The sequence below is a fragment of the Pantoea sp. EKM10T genome (assembly GCF_011800685.1).
Lineage (GTDB): Bacteria > Pseudomonadota > Gammaproteobacteria > Enterobacterales > Enterobacteriaceae > Pantoea > Pantoea agglomerans.
Genome location: NZ_JAALEU010000025.1, coordinates 1 through 548 on the forward strand (window position 1 = coordinate 1; position 548 = coordinate 548).

Annotated in this window: 1 rRNA gene; it reads right to left on the bottom strand. The window is 54.0% G+C overall.

Annotated elements, in window-relative coordinates:
* Positions 1-45 precede the first annotated feature (45 nt).
* Positions 46-548 (bottom strand): 16S ribosomal RNA (locus HFD95_RS21865); the annotation flags it as partial.

The following is a 548-nucleotide window of genomic DNA, read 5'->3' on the forward strand; positions in this document are numbered from 1 at the left end:
TATCAGACAATCTGTGTGGACACTGCGCGGGAAGGTATCTTCAGGTAAGGAGGTGATCCAACCGCAGGTTCCCCTACGGTTACCTTGTTACGACTTCACCCCAGTCATGAATCACAAAGTGGTAAGCGCCCTCCCGAAGGTTAAGCTACCTACTTCTTTTGCAACCCACTCCCATGGTGTGACGGGCGGTGTGTACAAGGCCCGGGAACGTATTCACCGTGGCATTCTGATCCACGATTACTAGCGATTCCGACTTCACGGAGTCGAGTTGCAGACTCCGATCCGGACTACGACGCACTTTGTGAGGTCCGCTTGCTCTCGCGAGGTCGCTTCTCTTTGTATGCGCCATTGTAGCACGTGTGTAGCCCTACTCGTAAGGGCCATGATGACTTGACGTCATCCCCACCTTCCTCCGGTTTATCACCGGCAGTCTCCTTTGAGTTCCCGACCGAATCGCTGGCAACAAAGGATAAGGGTTGCGCTCGTTGCGGGACTTAACCCAACATTTCACAACACGAGCTGACGACAGCCATGCAGCACCTGTCTCA